General features: G+C 45.0%; 11 protein-coding genes. 7 read left to right on the plus strand and 4 right to left on the minus strand.

Features of this window, described 5'->3' with window-relative positions; genetic code table 11:
- Positions 1 to 54 precede the first annotated feature (54 nt).
- Together dnaK and grpE are read right to left on the minus strand one after the other, a co-directional pair.
- Positions 55 to 1,986 (minus strand): molecular chaperone DnaK, encoded by a 1,932-nt coding sequence (dnaK, locus tag ABD036_RS02815; protein WP_343856281.1) that lies wholly within the window; start codon positions 1,984 to 1,986, stop codon positions 55 to 57.
- Positions 1,987 to 2,090: 104 nt separating this feature from the next.
- Positions 2,091 to 2,708, minus strand: a complete 618-nt coding sequence (gene grpE, locus ABD036_RS02820; RefSeq protein ID WP_343856283.1) for a nucleotide exchange factor GrpE — start codon at positions 2,706 to 2,708, stop codon at positions 2,091 to 2,093.
- A 302-nt stretch (positions 2,709 to 3,010) separates the two neighbouring features.
- Between grpE and ABD036_RS02825 the strand changes: the two genes are divergently transcribed.
- On the plus strand, positions 3,011 to 6,328 hold the full coding sequence (locus ABD036_RS02825) for a PAS domain-containing hybrid sensor histidine kinase/response regulator (protein ID WP_343856284.1): 3,318 nt from the start codon (positions 3,011 to 3,013) through the stop codon (positions 6,326 to 6,328).
- A gap of 957 nt (positions 6,329 to 7,285) precedes the next feature.
- Here ABD036_RS02825 and ABD036_RS02830 read toward each other — a convergent pair.
- Entirely contained in the window at positions 7,286 to 7,927 is a 642-nt protein-coding gene (locus ABD036_RS02830; protein WP_343856285.1) for a response regulator, read from the minus strand.
- 140 nt (positions 7,928 to 8,067) lie between these two features.
- Entirely contained in the window at positions 8,068 to 10,395 is a 2,328-nt protein-coding gene (locus tag ABD036_RS02835) for a TonB-dependent receptor (RefSeq protein ID WP_425542537.1), read from the minus strand.
- A gap of 218 nt (positions 10,396 to 10,613) precedes the next feature.
- On the opposite strand from ABD036_RS02835, the gene ABD036_RS02840 reads away from it, so the two are divergent.
- The 6 genes from ABD036_RS02840 to recN all read left to right on the plus strand — a co-directional run bounded on the left by ABD036_RS02840 (position 10,614) and on the right by recN (position 17,653).
- Positions 10,614 to 11,909, plus strand: a complete 1,296-nt coding sequence (locus tag ABD036_RS02840; protein WP_343856287.1) for a GntP family permease — start codon at positions 10,614 to 10,616, stop codon at positions 11,907 to 11,909.
- A 15-nt stretch (positions 11,910 to 11,924) separates the two neighbouring features.
- Positions 11,925 to 13,100, plus strand: a complete 1,176-nt coding sequence (locus tag ABD036_RS02845) for an E22 family MetX-like putative esterase (RefSeq protein WP_343856288.1) — start codon at positions 11,925 to 11,927, stop codon at positions 13,098 to 13,100.
- A 10-nt stretch (positions 13,101 to 13,110) separates the two neighbouring features.
- Complete coding sequence (locus ABD036_RS02850) at positions 13,111 to 14,103, plus strand: extracellular catalytic domain type 2 short-chain-length polyhydroxyalkanoate depolymerase (protein ID WP_343856289.1); 993 nt, start codon at positions 13,111 to 13,113, stop codon at positions 14,101 to 14,103.
- Positions 14,104 to 14,122: 19 nt separating this feature from the next.
- Complete coding sequence (locus tag ABD036_RS02855; protein ID WP_343856291.1) at positions 14,123 to 14,887, plus strand: 3-hydroxybutyrate dehydrogenase; 765 nt, start codon at positions 14,123 to 14,125, stop codon at positions 14,885 to 14,887.
- Between the two features lie 89 nt (positions 14,888 to 14,976).
- A complete protein-coding gene (gene nadK, locus ABD036_RS02860; RefSeq protein WP_343856292.1) occupies positions 14,977 to 15,852 on the plus strand; it encodes an NAD(+) kinase in 876 nt (291 codons plus the stop codon).
- A 118-nt stretch (positions 15,853 to 15,970) separates the two neighbouring features.
- On the plus strand, positions 15,971 to 17,653 hold the full coding sequence (gene recN, locus ABD036_RS02865; protein WP_343856293.1) for a DNA repair protein RecN: 1,683 nt from the start codon (positions 15,971 to 15,973) through the stop codon (positions 17,651 to 17,653).
- Positions 17,654 to 17,729 lie beyond the last annotated feature (76 nt).

The following is a 17,729-nucleotide window of genomic DNA, read 5'->3' on the forward strand; positions in this document are numbered from 1 at the left end:
AAACTTCTGCGCCCGATTTCAGACTAGAGTGCCCTATTCGAGCATTCTAACTGACTATTTTTTGTCGTCTTTGACTTCTTCGAACTCAGCGTCAACAACGTCATCTTCAGGTGCAGAACTTTGCTCACCAGAAGATTGTTCAGCCCCAGCAGCAGCACCATCGGCGGCCGCTTTAGCTTGCGCAATTTCCATTAATTTAGCAGATGCTTGAATCAATTCTTGCGTTTTCGCTTCGATTTCAGCTTTGTCTTCACTCTTCACTGCTGTTTCAAGTGCTTCAATTGCCGCTTCGATTGTGGCTTTGTCGTCTGCTGGCAAGTCATCACCGGCTTCTTCGATTTGCTTCTTGGTACCGTGGATCAAGCCGTCAGCTTGGTTACGTGCCTGCACCATTTCTTCAAATTTTGCGTCAGCGTCTTTGTTGGCTTCTGCATCGGCAACCATTTTTTCGATCTCAGCTTCACTCAAGCCAGATGAGGCTTTGATGGTGATCTTCTGCTCTTTACCTGTATCTTTGTCTTTCGCAGATACGTGCAAGATACCGTCAGCGTCAATGTCGAAGGTCACTTCGATTTGCGGTACGCCGCGTGGTGCTGGGCGAATACCTTCAAGATTAAATTGACCTAATGACTTGTTACCTTGCGCTTGTTTACGCTCACCTTGAAGTACATGAACCGTTACCGCAGATTGATTATCTTCAGCAGTAGAGAAGGTTTGTCCTTTCTTGGTTGGGATCGTTGAGTTTTTCTCAATAAGCGCGGTCATCACGCCGCCCATAGTTTCGATACCCAATGACAATGGTGTTACATCGAGTAGCAACACGTCAGTAACGTCACCGGCAAGTACACCACCTTGGATAGCAGCACCCGCTGCAACGGCTTCATCAGGGTTAACATCTTTGCGTGGCTCTTTACCGAAAAATTCAGTCACGTATTTTTGCACTAATGGCATACGTGTTTGTCCACCAACAAGGATGATGTCGTTGATGTCACTTACAGATAAGTCAGCATCAGCAAGGGCTTTTTTAACCGGCTCAAGCGTCTCTTTCACCATATCTTCAACCAAAGATTCAAGCTTAGCGCGAGACACTTTGATTGTAAGGTGCTTAGGACCAGATGCATCAGCAGTGATGTAAGGCAAATTCACTTCGGTTTGTTGTGCCGAAGACAATTCAATTTTGGCCTTCTCACCCGCTTCTTTTAGACGCTGCATGGCAAGTGGATCTTTGCGCAAGTCAACGCCTTGGTCTTTCTTGAATTCGTCAACAAGGTAGTTGATTACACGGTTATCGAAATCTTCACCACCTAAGTGAGTGTCACCGTTGGTCGCTAGTACTTCAAAAGTATGCTCACCTTCAGCTTCATCAATCTCGATGATTGAAATATCGAAGGTACCACCACCTAAGTCGTAGACGGCAACAACGCTGTCACCTTTCTTCTTGTCCATACCATAGGCGAGTGCTGCAGCCGTTGGCTCGTTGATAATACGCTTAACGTCTAGGCCTGCAATTTTTCCTGCATCTTTAGTCGCTTGACGTTGAGAGTCGTTAAAGTAAGCGGGTACGGTAATAACCGCTTCTGTTACTTTCTCGCCCAAATAATCTTCTGCTGTCTTTTTCATTTTCTTTAAGACTTCTGCAGAGATTTGCGGTGGCGCCATTTTCTCGCCTTTTACTTCAACCCATGCATCACCATTGTCAGCTTTAACAATGTTGAATGGCATAATGTCGATATCGCGCTGGACTTCTTTGTCTTCCCAACGACGACCAATTAAGCGTTTGATAGCGAACAGCGTGTTCTGTGGATTTGTCACAGCTTGACGTTTTGCTGGTGCACCAACCAATGTCTCACCGTCATTGCTAAATGCAATGATCGATGGGGTTGTGCGATCACCCTCAGCATTTTCTAAAATTTTAACCTTGTCGCCTTCTAATACCGCGACACATGAATTTGTTGTACCTAAGTCGATACCAATGATCTTACCCATTAGCGTGTCTCCATAAATTTTGTAAAACTAAAGTCTGTACCTTTTGTGGGGTTATTCTGAATTTTTTCAATACTAAAATTCAAAAAAACTCCCCAAAAAACCGTTTAAGCTTCGATATCCACGCCGCCTTCAGCCGCTCTAGACACCATCACCATGGCAGGACGCAATAGTCTGCCGTTGATCTCGTAACCTTTTTGCATCACCGCCATTACTGTGTTTGGCGGCACGTCAGCACTTTCTTGCATTGACATTGCTTGATGCAACTCTGGATTAAACGCTTCACCCTGTGGGTCAATAACCTTTAATCCGAACTTCTCAATTGTCGAAATAAAAGATTTGAGGGTAATGTCGACGCCTTCCATCATTGGCTTGATTGCTTCGTTTTCGGGATCCGATAACTGCAATGCTCGCTCTAGATTGTCTGCAACAGGCAATAACTCGCCAGCAAAACGCTCTAAAGCAAATTTCCGAGCTTTTTCAACTTCACCTTCAGCGCGGCGACGAGCATTTTCCATTTCCGCTTTAGCACGTAAAACGGAATCTCGTTGTTCTAAAACCGTGGCTTCAGATTTAGCCAAAGCCGCTTGCAATTCTGCGATCAGTGCTTGCTCTTCACTTTCACCTGCCGATTGCTGCGCTTCATTATCAAGAGTCTGCTCATTTTCTTCAGAGTGCTCTGCTTGTTGCTCATTTACGTCTTGCGGCTGCTGCTCTTTGCTCATGCCTTGCTCCATTACCTTAATTACTGCATTTGAACTGGGATTTGTTGAATTGCTTTGTTTAATGGGGTTGCTTTGTTGGGCTTCAAGGGCCAAAACAACAGTTTTTTTAAGGAATCGGCAAAAAACCCTAATTTGGACATGGTTTTTCGCTATTAACTTGGGTTTTTACGCGTTAAAGTTATTGGCTGAGCCTTTTATTACGCGAAATCTTAAAACTGATGTTAAGTGTATTTTCCGTATCAGCGGTTATTTTTTGTTATCTACTTATTTTATTTTTGATCGGTTACTTAGGTGATCGATTCTTGGATAAGTCTAAGCCTCACCCCTTTATTTATAGTCTTGCTTTGGGAGTGCACTGTACTTCTTGGGCATTTTTTGGCACTACCACACAAGCAACGCAATATGGCTGGGCATTCGTGCCGACGTATTTAGGCGTCATTTTTGTAATGCTGTTCGGTTTCACTGTGGTGAAAAAAATTGCGCGCTTATCACAGCAACATAATGTCAGTTCACTGGCCGATTTTATTGGCATGCAATACCAACACTCTATTCTATTAACGACCAGCGTCACCATTTTATGTTTCTTCGGTGTTGTTCCTTACGTCGCCTTACAGCTGGACTCAGTAGTAGATGGCTTAAAGCTGCTGACCAATGAATCCTCTACGAATATGGGTTTATATGTTGCAATGACCCTGGCGATCCTAGCGATTTTCCTTGGAGCAAGGTCATTTGAACTGGTAGGTAAAAAGCCAGGTTTGATGTTAACGATTGCCTTTGCCTCACTATTGAAACTGATCACATTAGTCAGTGTTGGGCTGTATGTGTGTTACGTGGTATTTGACGGCGTGTTTGACCTACTCGGTCAGGCGCAAACGAATCCAGCGGCCAACACAATTATCAAAGCCGAGCCTGCAGTGTGGGTTTACTTAAGTCATGTATTGTTAGGTATTTGTGCGATGTTCTGTCTACCGCGACAATTCCATGTCAACTTTGTTGAAAACAAATCTGATACCGAATTACATACTGCTCGGTGGCTTTTACCTGCTTATCTGGTGATGATGACCGCGTTTGTGCTGCCCATTGGTATCGCTGGGCACATACTTTTTTCTGAGCAGCAAGTATCGACAGATAGTTATGCGTTGGCGATCCCATTATTTGCTAATCAAACCGGTATTGCGCTGGCCAGTTTTATTGGCGGATTGGCTGCCGCAACCAGTATGGTGGTAGTCGCCTGTTTAGCGGTAGGTATCATGATCTCCAACAATCTGGTCACTCCATTGTGGTTGAAAATGCGTATCGTCAATCAGCGCCAAGACGCATTAACACCAAAGGTCATATTGTGGATCCGCCGAATTACCATTGCTTCTGTGCTGGCTGTTTCCTATTTGTATCATCGGGATGTGAGCTCTGGTACACCATTGGTCAACAGCGGTATTATCGCGATGGCCTTGCTGGCGCAAACCTTACCGATGATGCTGCTTGGCCTATATTGGTCGCGAGCCAATAGGTATGCGGCGCTGCTTGGATTATTTGTTGGTGCCACAGGATGGCTTATCTGGCTGTTATGGCCCAGTATTACCTCCAGTTATTACTTTGATCCTAAACCAACAGATTTAGATTTAGGTAAAGGATTTGTGTTCAGCTTGCTGGCAAATATATGTTGCTATGCAATCGTTGCCATGGTGCTGGCGTATAAGAATAAAAACGTTGCTTCCCCCACAGACTCAGTAACCAATAACTCGGTAAGAGTAATAAAAATAGATAGACTGTTAGCCCTCACGCAAAACGTACTTAGTGAAAAAGAAAGGCAAAGCTTAAACATTCAACCCGCATTGCTAAGCTCGCAAAGTTACGCTAGCTTGGCGCTTATCAACGATATCGAAAACGCCCTTGCTAGCAAAATTGGTGGTGCCAGTGCTCGGATACTAATTTCAGCGATATCAGAGCAAGATCAGGTGCCGCTGCCAGAACTAGTGGGATGGATGGAAGAAGCCACCCAAACATTTCAATTCAATCACGAGATATTACAATCCAGCGTTCAGCATATTCATCAAGGGATCAGCGTGATCGATCCCGATTTGAAATTAATTGCTTGGAACCAACGTTATATTGAATTATTCGACTACCCTGCTGACTTTATTAAAGCCGGATTGTCGATGCGTGAATTGTTGGAATTTAATGCCAAGCGCGGTTTGCTAGGTGGTAAACAAGATAGCCCGCAAGAAATAGAAAAGCGCATTGACTACATTCGCCAAGGTAGCTTATACAAACATGTGCGCAAGCAGCCTAACGGCAAGGTAATTGAATTGAACGGCAGTCCGCTTCCCGGTGGAGGTTATGTCACGACTTACAGTGATATATCGGAATACATTAGGATCCAAGATCAACTGGAACAGGCTAAGTCACAATTAGAACTTAGAGTTGCACAGCGCACTAAAGAGCTTAATCAATCCAATCAAGCCCTCTCCATCGCGAAATTACAAGCCGAACAAGCTAACGACAGCAAAACCAAGTTTCTTGCCGCAGCCGGCCACGATTTAATGCAGCCCTTTAATGCGGCCAGCTTGTTTGGCGAAATGATCCAACAAAAATCCACGGATCCAGAGATAAAACAACTCAGTCAATCACTAAACGACTCTCTAGTCAGCGCCGAAGAGTTACTGTCTTTGTTATTGGATATGACTAAATTAGAATCTGGCGTCTTGCAAACTCACGTTCAAGACTTTTGTATTGATGAAGTACTCAGTGGGTTGGCCAATGAGTTTGCCATCATTGCGGAACAAAAAGGTATCGAGCTGCATTATGTGAAATCGAGTTTGAGTGTGCGCTCTGATAAAACCTTATTGCGCCGGATAGTTCAGAATCTATTGTCAAATGCCGTACGTTATACCCAGCAAGGTAAAATTGTCCTAGGTTGCAAGCGACAAGCTGGCAGTTTAAAAATCAGTGTGTTGGATACCGGTCTGGGGATCTCAAATCAAGACCAAAAGCATATATTCGAAGAGTTTAAACAATTGGGTGAACAGCATACCAGCATTGGCTTAGGACTGGGTTTAACCATAGTGGATAAATTGGCCTCTTTGCTCGACCACCCTATCACGGTGAAGTCTCAATTAGGCAAAGGTAGTCACTTTTCAATCCAAGTGCCCATCGTTAAATCGATAAAAACCGCAGTCCACTTCAAGAAAGAGATGGCGCTGAATCAACTCATATTACAAGGCAAAACCATTCTTCTGGCGGAGAATGACCCGCAAACGTGCGAGGCCGTTAGCCAATTATTGACCAGTTGGGGCGCGCTTGTTATTAGCATCACTCGAGTTGAGGAAATCGAAGAGAAGATCCGAGACGTTAACATTGATTTGATGATCCTAGATTACCATTTAGATGAAAATCAAACGGGGATTGATATTGCCAATGAAGTTCGGAGAGTTGTTTCTCTACAGCGAGGTCGGCAAAACAATGCACAATCGACCATCATAGGGATCCTAAACTCATCAGATCGCAGTGACGAAATTCGCACACAAGCATTAGAAAACGAATTGCTGTTTTTGCCCAAACCACTTAAAAGCGCCGCACTAAAACGCATGTTGCGACAATCAAAAGTGGTTAGCCAAGATTAACTTTCTAAAAGTTAGTACGCTCGGTCTACCTACCCGACCGGCCCGTCATCTCCACATCGTTATCCCTGTCATCCCCACATCATTATCCCCGTCATCCCCACTTCCTTATCCCCGTCATCCCCACTTCTTATCCCCGTCATCCCCACTTCTTATCCCCTGTCATCCCCACTTCCCTATCCCCGTCATCCCCACATGTAGTTAGTGGGGATCTCGTTCAACTACACAGTGATATCATGCAGATACCCGACAAGAGCACTCGGGCATGACGGTATTTTGCGCGCTCGGGCATGACGGTGCGTTTTGCGCTCGGTTGTAACTGCCGTTAGTTCCACGTCTCGCTCCTCGTCATCCCCACATCATTATCCCTGTCATCCCCACTTCCTTATCCCCGTCATCCCCACATGTAGTTAGTGGGGATCTCGTTCAACTACACAGTGATATCATGCAGAAACCCGACAAGAGCACTCGGGCATGACGGTGCTCCTTACACTCGGGCATGACGGTGTATTTCGCATCCCTATCCCTGTCATCCCCACATGTAGTTAGTGGGGATCTCGTTCAACTACACAGAAATGCCACACAGATACCCGACAAGAGCACTCGGGCATGACGGTATTTTGCGCGCTCGGGTGACGGTGCGTTTTGCACGCTCGGGCATGACGGTGTATTTCGCATCCCTATCCCTGTCATCCCCACATGTAGTTAGTGGGGATCTCGTTCAACTACACAGTGATATCAAGCAGATACCCGACAAGAGCACTCGGGCATGACGGATTTTTCGCATCCCTATCCCTGTCATCCCCACATGTAGTTAGTGGGGATCTCGTTCAACTACACAGAAATGCCACACAGATACCCGACAAGAGCACTCGGGCATGACGGTATTTTGCGCGGTCGGGTGACGGTGCTCCTTACACTCGGGCATGATGGATTTTTCGCACTCGGATGACAGTATTTTTAAGACTGATTCATCAATTGCTTGAATAACACACCGGCTTGCGTGCGGTTGTTCAAATTTAGCTTTTTCAAAATGGCTGAACCGTGCTGTTTAATGGTAGTTTCTTTTATGCCTAGCTCATAAGCAATTTGCTTATTTAACAGACCGTCGGCCATCATTTTAAGCACCACAAATTGCTGAGGTGTGAGTTGTTCTAGATTTTTGGCAAACTCTGACTCTTCACTGGGCAATTCTGCCTTAACGCGTTCAGCAAGATGTTCGGGTAACCACTGTCTTCCGTCCAACACCTTCTCTATGGCATCGGCAATATCTTCCAACGAGCTGGATTTGGGAATAAAACCACTGGCACCAAGGTTCATGGCATTTTGAATTATCTGTAGCTTTTCCTCGCCAGAGACAATCACCACCAATACATCGGGGTGACGCAAGCGGATTTGACTTAAGCCAAATAAACCATCGTTGCCCGGCATATTCAGATCGAGGAACACCAGCTCAATATCGCTATTGGCTTGCAGCATATTAAGGGTTTCAGTCAGGCTGGCGCTTTCTTTAATATCATCATCAAGCAAGGTACTGATGGCTTGCTTAAGAGCCACACGAAATAATGGATGATCATCGGCGATAAGCGCTTTTACAGACATGGAACCACTTTTTCAAACCTAACAGAAAAGGAAGTAAAGAGCATAAAAGAGGCAATGGATAACCTCAAGTTGTTATTGTGGTAAACATAAAAAAGGGCGGCAGAGCCGCCCAAAACACAAGACACACAACACAATAGAACTTAGAAAGAGTAACCCACGGTCAAATGAACCGTTCTTGGATCACCGTAATAACCGATCAGCGTGTTATCACCACCTAAACCGGGGGTGTACTTACTGATATCACTGGGGTCGCTTGGATCAGGCGTTACAAATTGGTAGCCGCCCACAAGATATTGTTCATCGGTGAGGTTCTTACCATGTAATCCCACATTCCAATGACCATCATCGCTGTACCAAACCACACTCAAATTAAGCAGACCATAGCTTTCTTGATTCAACAAGTTATCTTGTTCAAACAAGCTATAGTCTCCGCGGTAGTAATAATTGGCATTAAATACTACATCACCACTGCCGGTTTCCATCACATAGTTCATGGCAAAATTAGCGGTGGTTTTAGGTGTATTAGAAATTGAAAAGCTATCTGCAATATTGATAGGGCCATCAACTGTTTGCTCAAGCACCTCTTCAAACTCAGGGTCGATAAAACCTAAAGCAATATCAAAGGTTAAGTTATCAGAAGCGGCATAGGTGATCTCAGCTTCCAAGCCCTTTGAATTCGATTTACCCACGTTCCCTAAAAATTGATTTAGGTCCGTTGAGCTTTCGCCCGGTAACACTGAAATGTATTGACGGTCTTTGTGGTCCAGAGCAAAAAATGTCAAGTTGGTACGCAGAGTGTCTGACCAATCGGCTTTCATCCCTACTTCGAAAGAATCTACAATTTCTGGATCAACCGCAGGCTCATTTACTGTCGCTCTAGGGTTGAAAGTACCCGATTTGAATCCTTGCGAGAAACTAGCAAATAACATCATGTCATCATTAGCTTGATACTCTAGGCCAATTCTAGGCGTAAAACGACTCCAGCTTTTTGACGCTGGCGCATCTAACGTACCATCACCATCACTATCAGAACCCAACACTTGTGGCACTAGTTGGCCATCTGGGCGCACATAACCTGGGATCCAATTGGTTTCAGGATACACGTTGTCGAATATCAAACCGTTATTAACATAGGCTTGTTTTTCTTCGTCGGTGTAACGCGCACCAAGGGTCATCGATAAGTCTTCAGACAAGTCAATTGATGCTTGTGCATAAACTGCGACGCTTTCACTGTTGTTACAACCGCTAACTTCGCGCGTTAGGCCAGGTACGCCAAATGCAGCGCGTCCGAGGAAACCTAAGATAGCTTCAAATTGCCCACAAGACTCACCGTCATAATAGTACAGGCCACTCACAAGTGAAAAACTATCGCCACCGTAAAAGGCTTGTAACTCATGCGTGGTATTTTCATCTTCGTAGATAGCAGGCACATCAAAGATATCGATGGCCGTGTTATCAAAATCAATGTTGGTCGGAGAGTAGCTTTCTCTGGATGAACCTATGTATTTCAGCGACAACGAATCCGTCACTGTCCACTGTGCCATGAAGCTAATGCCTTCCAATTCCACCAAGTTTTCAGTGGGTAAGCTAGTGTAAGAGTCATATACGCTATCTGGTACAGGCGCGTCAGTTAACACACTAGGAAGCAACCTGAAGCCACCTTTAGAATTAGAAGTATCTTTGGTTTTATCCCAGCCTAATCGGAAAAACCAATCATCTGTTGGAGTGAATTCCAATGTTAAGCGCGCAGCGGTAACGTCTTTGTTGTAGTTCTCGGTATCTTGATTTGGCACGGCAGATTGTAAAAAAGTCCCAAATCCGTCGCGGTTTAAGCTGGCAAAACCAGCACCGATGTAGAGTTTGTTATCAACCAACGGCAGTTGGCCGGTGACTTTGAGATCTTTTTGTCCGTAGCTGCCCACAGTGGCGCGGACGTTCAATGTTGGATCACCCGTCATTGCTTTGGTTACGTATTTAATCGCACCACCAATGGTATTTTTACCATATAGCGTACCTTGTGGACCGCGTAATACTTCGACTCGCTCAACATTCAACAGGTCAAGTACTGCACCTTGAGGACGTGCCACGTAAACATCGTCGATATAAATCCCGACGCCAGGCTCATAACCCCACAGCGGATCTTGTTGGCCAACACCACGAATAAAGGCGGTTAATGTTGAGTTGGTACCGCGACTGGTTTGCAAGGTCGTGTTTGGCGAGAACTGTGCGATTTCAGTGATAACCGATGCACCGATTTCTTCGAGTTTAGCCGCCCCGACAGAAGTCACCGCAATAGGCACTTCTTGTAATGTTTCCACCGTTTTACGGGCAGTCACTTCAATTTTTTCTAAGCCACCTTTTGTTTCTTGAGCCAGCAGGTTGGCAGACATACTTGATAAAGCCACTGCACAAGCTAAGGTAGATAGCTTGAATCGATGTGGATGCGCGTGTGTTTTGGTAGTTTTCATTATGGTGTCCTTTTTTACACAGTTTCGTTTTTTATATTTGTTGTGTAGAACAACTGCGGTCACAGCAAGAGAGTCATACTCTAATCGAGAACTCAACAGATTGCCTTAGTACCATAGTACTATGTCCCAGCGGACAAAAAACATGAACACTATAGGTATGATGTAATCACCTGCGGTCACAGAGTGTTTGATCATGACGTAATAACAAAGGAAAGAACATGCTCAGTCTTATTGGTTTAATTGGCGGCTTGGTGCTTCTCATTATCCTCACGATTAGAGGAATGAACCTCTTTATTGCCGCTCCACTGTGCGCTTTAATTGTTGCAATGACCAGTGGGTTACCGGTGTTTGTTGGTGAGCTAAATTTTGTCGAAACCTATATGCAAGGGTTTGCTGGCTTTGTCGCAGCATGGTTTTTTATGTTTTTGCTCGGCAGCTTGTTTGGCAAATTCATGGAAGATACGGGGGCTGCTGATGCGGTTGCTAGAGCCATTATCAATAAACTGGGTAAGCAACATGCCGTCGCGGCGGTGGTTATTGCCTGTGCCATTTTGACCTACGGCGGCGTAAGTGTGTTCGTAGTGGCCTTCTCTGTCTACCCCATGGCCCTGAGTCTTTTTAAAGACGCCGATTTACCTAGACGTTTTATCCCAGCAGCCTTAGCTTTTGGCTCGGTGACCTTTACCATGACATCCGCAGGTTCACCCGAGATCCAAAACTGGATCCCAATTAAGTACCTTGGCACCTCTCCTTTTGCAGGCTGGGAGGTCAGTTTAGTCGTGGCTATCTTTATGGCATCGTTGGGTTTTTGGTGGATAAGAAAGATGATCAACAAAGCCTTAGCTGCTGGCGAGCGCTTTGAAGTCAAAGATCATGATCCCGTTATTCCAGAGCGAGACTACCCTCATCCTATTACGGGGTTAATTCCGCTATTAGTGGTACTGGTGTTGTCATTTACCTTTCACGAATCGTTACAACAAATGGCCTTAATCATTGCCTTAGGTGGCGGTGTATTGACCTTGATGATCATTAATTATAAATACTTTCATGATATTAAAACGGCAGTAAGTTTAGGCACAACGGGCGCGTTAGTTGCCATCGGTAACACCGCTGCGGTGGTCGGTTTTGGCACTATTGCCAAATCTACCGAAGCCTTTCAACAAGCGGTTTTAGTGATGACCAGCATTCCAGGCAATGAATTAATTGGCGCAGCTATTGCGGTTAGCGTTATTGCGGGCTTAACCGGTTCAGCGTCTGGCGGCCAAGCTATTGCCCTGCCCCTTGTTGGTCCACATTATATGGATCAAGGCGTTGATCCAGAACAATTACATCGCATCGTGTCCATCTCGTCTGGCGCACTAGATTCTCTGCCACACAATGGCTACGTAGTAACCACTATCCGTGCCATTTGCCATGAAACTCACCAACGTGCTTATTGGGCCGTGGGTGCATTAACGGTTGTTATTCCGTTGTTAGGCTTGTGCTTGGCGATTGCGCTATTTAACTGGTTCTAAGGAAAAAGATTGCAAATGCATAGACTATTATTCGCCCTGTTAACCTTACTAGCACTTAGCGCAAATGCGCAGTTGTTAGTCACAAAGCAAGCTTTTAGCATGGACAACTTTGAGACCTTTGCAGGCAAAACAATCAAGCAAGTTACCGTTGGCTGGGAAAGTTATGGTGAACTCAATGCCGATAAATCCAATGTCATATTGGTAACTCACTATTTTACCGGTAACTCCCATGCGGCCGGAAAGTATCGAGCTGACGATAAGGCAAGTGGATACTGGGATGCTCTCATTGGTCCAGGAAAGGCCATTGATACTAACCGCTTCTTCGTCATCAGTGTAGATAGTTTGGCAAATCTTGGCGTTCATGATCCGTATGTGATCACCACGGGGCCGGCGTCAATCAACCCCGATACCGGCAAACCTTATGGTTTAGATTTTCCGGTTGTCACCATACGAGATTTTGTCAACGTGCAAAAAGCCGTATTGGAGTCACTCGGCATTCAACAATTGTTTGCCGTTGTTGGTCCCTCAATGGGCTCAATGCAGGCGATTGAATGGGCAGTTGCTTATCCTGAGTGGGTACAACGGATGGTATCGGTCATAGGCTCTAGCCAATCTGATGCTTGGACTACCGCTTATTTGGAGCATTGGGCGACACCGATAAAGCTTGATGCAAACTGGCAACAAGGAAATTATTACGACTCATCGGCTCCGCTCGATGGATTAGCTGCCTCATTGATGTTGATCACGCAAAATGCCTTAACACCCGCGTTTTTTAATCAAGTCGGAAGCGGTGAAATGAATTATTCAGCCCAAGAATCTTCTCCTCTTGCAGATATCAGACAATCTCACAGCATTGTTGATTGGTTGCGTTCTCGTGCTAAACAGCGCGCGACTTCGATGGATGCCAACCATTTGTTGTATTTAGTTCGTGCTTGTCAATTATTCATCGCCGGACATGGCGATAACATTGAGCATGCCCTAAATAAAATCAAAGCTAAAACCCTGTTTGTAACCGCAAGTTCAGATTTATTGTTAATGCCATATCACGCTAAAGACACCCATGCACAACTGGAGAAGCTCAACAAAAACTCACAATTGGTGGTAGTTGACGGCGATCTTGGACATCTAGAAGGGGTGGTTGGCATTGAACGCCACGCACAATCTATTCGCACATTTTTGCAAGACCAATAAGGAAATAGTCATGAAAATCATCGCCCCCCTCGCGCTTGGACTATGCAGTTTTTCAATTCATGCCGCCTTGCCAGAGCTAAATATCAATATCGACAAAATCACGGTATCTGGATTATCTAGTGGCGGATATATGGCAAACCAATTCCATTTGGCCCATTCAGACTGGGTTGATGGCGCAGCTATTCTTGCTGCCGGTCCTTACTATTGTGCACAAGGCTCAATTAGTACTGCTTTGACTTTGTGTGTGAATAAAACCAGCGATGAATTATCGTTAGAACAGCTGCAAAAGCAAATTCAAAATTATCAGCAACAGGCAAAGATAGCCTCGACAGACAATTTAAAAAACAGCCGTGTTTGGCTGTTCCACGGCACCTTGGACAGCAAAATAGTCGAGCCCGTCACTCAAGCATTATATCAACAATACAAAACCTGGGTGCCAGAAGCACAAATTCGTTACGTCGACGATAAAGCAATGGCGCATTTGCTCCCCACCACCAACTTCGGTAGTGCTTGTGACACCTCAGAGTCGCCTTTCATTGGTAATTGTAATTATGATGCTGCTGGTGAATTTTTGACGTTTTTAAAAACAGAACTCAATCCTAAGGCAACCACTTTATCAGGCAAAGTAGTGACCTTTGATCAACAACAGCTCGGCGGTAAAGACGCATCGTCATTAGCGGATTTAGGCTATGCCTATGTTCCTGCCCAATGTGCTGATAAGGAACAATGTGAAGTCCATGTTAGTTTTCACGGCTGTAATCAAAATGCCGAGGCTGTTGGCCAACAATTTGTACAGCACAATGGCTTGAACCAATGGGCTGACACCAATAATTTGGTGGTGCTCTACCCACAAACTAAGTCATCAATGATGATGCCATTAAATCCGCAAGGATGTTGGGATTGGTGGGGATATACAGGTGAGGACTACGCCACCGCGGATGGCGAACAAATCCGCGCAGTAAAAAATATGCTGTTATCAATCGCTCAACCAGCATCAAAGTAAGTCAACTAAGAGAGAAATTATGCAAAGTCGTCGAATTCTCATCACTGGTGGAGCCAGTGGTATAGGGCTGGGTATTGCTCAGCATCTGGGCTCCCAAGGTCATCACATCATCATTGCCGATATCAATCCACAGGCGTGTGAACACGCCTGTGCCAAGTTAGCAGCGCTTGGTATAACAGTTGAACATGTCCAGTTGGATGTCAGCAACGTCACTCAAATTGAGGCCCTGCCAGATAAATTGGGGGCGCCAATTGACGTTCTCATCAACAATGCAGGGGTACAACATGTGTCAAAGTTGGAGGACTTTCCAGCGCAAAAATGGCAAATGCTGATTAATATAATGTTGGTTGGCCCTGCCCTGCTATCCAAAGCATTTCTACCTGGCATGCGCGCCCAGAATTTCGGCCGTATTATCAATGTTGGCTCGTTGCATTCTATCGTCGCCTCTCCGTACAAATCCGCTTATGTCGCGGCCAAACATGGATTATTGGGCTTTGCCAAGACCTTGGCATTAGAAACAGGCGATTGTAATGTAACGGTCAATACCCTATGTCCAGCTTATGTAAAAACGCCATTGGTAGAGCAACAGATTGCGGCTCAGGCAGTTGAGAATGGTATCAGCGAGGATGATGTGATCAACAAAATCATGCTTGAACCCATGCCTAAAAAGGCGTTCATTGAGGTGGATGAATTGGCCGCCAGTGCGGAATTTTTGATCAGTGATGCGGCGCGAAATATCACCGCTCAAGCGATTGTGATAGACGGTGGTTGGACAGCAAGATAGTCGACATTGACTTTTGCTCTTGGTTTTAAGCAAAAAGCATGGTTATACTGCATTTCACTTAACGCAACCGTGATTGTCAAACAAACCCTATGCCATTTAAAACCATCGGTCTAATCGGCAAGCCTGCCCATGAAGGCGCGAACAAAAGCCTTAACGCTATTTTGCAGTTTTTAAAGCAAAAAGGCTGTCGCATTTTGGTCGAAAGCAAAGTGACCAGCATGCTGCATGGCAATGGCTTTGAGGCCGCTGATTTGGAAGAGATTGGACTTCAGGCTGACTTAGCGATTGTGGTTGGCGGTGATGGCAACATGTTAGGTGCAGCACGAATATTAGCCAAACATGATGTCGCCGTAGTGGGAGTAAACCGCGGCAACCTTGGATTCTTAACAGATATCAACCCAGATGACATTGAACGTCAATTGGAGTCTATATTCCAAGGCGAGTGTGTTCGTGAGCAACGTTTTATTTTGCAAGTTGAAGTGTACCGTGACGGCGCACAACAAAGCTCAAACTCGGCGATAAATGAAGTGGTTTTGCATCACGGTAAAGTGGCGCACATGATGGAGTTTGAGGTATATATCGATGATAACTTCGTTTTCAGTCAACGCTCGGATGGCCTGATTGTAGCAACGCCAACCGGTTCAACCGCTTACTCCTTGTCAGGTGGTGGACCAATATTGACGCCGAATCTAGATGCGGTCACGTTGGTTCCTATGTTCCCACACACACTGAGTAGTCGTCCCATTGTGGTTGATGCAAACTCGGTTATTCGCACCAAAGTCTCATTTGACAACACCGACAACTTACAAGTTAGCTGTGATAGCCACATCGCACTTACTGTGCTGCCGGGTGATGAAATACGGATCCGTAAGAACAAAGATCGGCTATCGCTCATTCACCCTAAAGATTACAACTATTTTAATGTGCTGCGCACCAAGCTCGGTTGGGGCTCAAAACTCTACTAAGCATTTGTTAATTCAACAGTAGTCAAAAACGAGACGTATTTTTCACAATTTTTACTTTACACATGAAATTTAATGTATATATTTACAGTTACTGTATATATAAACATATGTGGGCTCTATGCTACTTCATCTTTCAATCAAAAACCTCGCCGTTGTTAAAGCGCTCGATATCGATTTTAATGGCGGATTAAGTGTCATTACTGGCGAAACGGGTGCCGGAAAATCAATAGCAATTGATGCGCTGGGACTTTGCTTGGGGGATAGAGCCGATGCAGGAATGGTTAGAGCAAACAGTGATAAAGCCGATGTCTGCGCCACTTTTGACCTGAGTAAACTTAATAACGCCTCACGTTGGTTAGTTGAACATGATCTGCTCGAAGATGATGATTTGCAATCTGAACTCGTGATACGGCGGATCATTTCTGCTGAAGGTCGCTCAAAAGCCTACATCAATGGCATTGCGGTGTCGTTACAGCAACTTCGTTCACTAGGCAGCCAGTTGGTCAGTATCCACGGTCAACATGCCCATCAACAACTACTAAAAAGTGATGTACAACGAAATGTACTGGATAACTACGCAGAGCACCCCACCCTGCTTAAAAACGTTAAAACAGCCTTTAAGCGTTTGCATGATGTGGAAAAACAGCTCGAAGCACTTATGGCTGGTCAGCAACAGCGGGCGGATAGAAAAAGCTTATTAACCTACCAAGTCAAAGAGCTAAATGAGTTCAACCTTGAAGAAAACGAATTTTCTGAGTTAGAGATAGAACATAAGCGTTTGAGTAACAGCCAAGCATTACTCGAAAGCGCCCAAAAAAGTTTTTATAAGTTATTTGATGCCGACGAAAGTTGCGCGTTGAATGCAGTACAGTCAAGTATCGATATGCTAAGTGAACTCGAAGAGCACGACGCAGAGTTGTCTCCTATTGTCGCTATCCTTAACGAAGCGCTTATTAATATCGATGAAGCCTCAGGTCAGTTGCGCTCTTATACCGAGGGTTTAGAGATTGACCCTATGCGCTTGCATCACGTTGAGCAACGATTCTCTCAGGCGTTGGCTCTTGCACGTAAACACAATGTACGGCCAGAAGAGTTGTTTGAATATCACCAAGGATTGGCAAATGAGTTAAACCAATTATCGTCTGATGACGAATCACTTGATGAGCTACAACAATCGCTAGATGAATATTCAAAAGATTATATAAAGCTGGCGAGTAAACTCAGCCAATCAAGACTTAGCGCGGCTAAACGATTAGCCAAAGAAGTGGAAAAACATATTCATTCAATGAACATGGTTAACGCTAAGTTTGCAGTAGATGTCAAATTTGACGAACACGCGCACGCAAACGCTAATGGATTAGATAAAGTTCAGTTTTTAATCTCCACCAACCCTGGCATGACCGCTGATGTGTTGGACAAAGTTGTCTCGGGGGGCGAGCTTTCCAGAGTCGGATTAGCCTTGCAAGTGATCAGTGCCAATGGCAATGAAATTCCAACCATGATCTTTGATGAAGTAGACACAGGCATTAGCGGTCCTACCGCTTCTGTAGTCGGTAAATTGTTACGCAAACTAGGTCATTCTTGTCAGGTCATATGTGTGACTCACTTACCTCAAGTGGCAGCCAGTGGGCATCAACAGATGTTTGTTACCAAGTTCTCTGATAAGAAGACCACTGAAACACATATGATTTGTTTAAATGAAATTGAACGAATTGAGGAGTTAGCACGTCTACTAGCTGGAGATACCATGACTGAAACCGCATTGGCCAACGCAAAAGAACTGCTTGGAAGCTACCAGTAATACCGATTAAAGATTGATTGACCAATGCTTGGTAGGTTAGCATGCACCTCTTGAATGAGCTGAAGAAGCTTTCGAA

The sequence above is a fragment of the Aliiglaciecola litoralis genome, from assembly GCF_039523355.1.
In the GTDB taxonomy this organism is placed as follows: Bacteria; Pseudomonadota; Gammaproteobacteria; order Enterobacterales; family Alteromonadaceae; genus Aliiglaciecola; species Aliiglaciecola litoralis.

Excerpts from the sequence above, each read along its gene's own strand:
- dnaK (WP_343856281.1), bottom strand. The coding sequence starts at position 1,986 with ATGGGTAAGATCATTGGTATCGACTTAGGTACAACAAATTCATGTGTC.
- grpE (WP_343856283.1), bottom strand. The coding sequence starts at position 2,708 with ATGAGCAAAGAGCAGCAGCCGCAAGACGTAAATGAGCAACAAGCAGAG.
- ABD036_RS02830 (WP_343856285.1), bottom strand. The coding sequence starts at position 7,927 with ATGTCTGTAAAAGCGCTTATCGCCGATGATCATCCATTATTTCGTGTG.
- ABD036_RS02835 (WP_425542537.1), bottom strand. The coding sequence starts at position 10,395 with ATGAAAACTACCAAAACACACGCGCATCCACATCGATTCAAGCTATCT.
- ABD036_RS02840 (WP_343856287.1), top strand. The coding sequence starts at position 10,614 with ATGCTCAGTCTTATTGGTTTAATTGGCGGCTTGGTGCTTCTCATTATC.
- ABD036_RS02845 (WP_343856288.1), top strand. The coding sequence starts at position 11,925 with ATGCATAGACTATTATTCGCCCTGTTAACCTTACTAGCACTTAGCGCA.
- ABD036_RS02850 (WP_343856289.1), top strand. The coding sequence starts at position 13,111 with ATGAAAATCATCGCCCCCCTCGCGCTTGGACTATGCAGTTTTTCAATT.
- ABD036_RS02855 (WP_343856291.1), top strand. The coding sequence starts at position 14,123 with ATGCAAAGTCGTCGAATTCTCATCACTGGTGGAGCCAGTGGTATAGGG.
- nadK (WP_343856292.1), top strand. The coding sequence starts at position 14,977 with ATGCCATTTAAAACCATCGGTCTAATCGGCAAGCCTGCCCATGAAGGC.
- recN (WP_343856293.1), top strand. The coding sequence starts at position 15,971 with ATGCTACTTCATCTTTCAATCAAAAACCTCGCCGTTGTTAAAGCGCTC.